The following is a 290-nucleotide window of genomic DNA, read 5'->3' on the forward strand; positions in this document are numbered from 1 at the left end:
TAGCGTCAAAGTCTTTGTCTTCATATACATTCAGACAAATCCCTTTACTTAAAGTTGATATTTTTAAAAGTTATCTTCTTTATATAATGTCATATCACTAAATGTTATGCAGTTTTCAAAGTACTAAAATGCTTACTTAATAAGCACTAATTTTGAGTTTTCATAAAGAACCCTCAAAATTAAACAGTAGGTTAATTCTCCCTAGAAAGGAGGTGATCCAGCCGCACCTTCCGATACGGCTACCTTGTTACGACTTCACCCCAGTTATTGATTTCACCTTCGACACTCGC

The 290-nt window shown here is 34.5% G+C and carries 1 rRNA gene; it reads right to left on the bottom strand.

Annotated features, from left to right (window positions below):
• Window positions 1–205 precede the first annotated feature (205 nt).
• Window positions 206–290 (bottom strand): 16S ribosomal RNA (locus QX51_RS17025); the annotation flags it as partial.

The sequence above is a fragment of the Terrisporobacter othiniensis genome (assembly GCF_000808015.1).
GTDB lineage: Bacteria > Bacillota > Clostridia > Peptostreptococcales > Peptostreptococcaceae > Terrisporobacter > Terrisporobacter muris.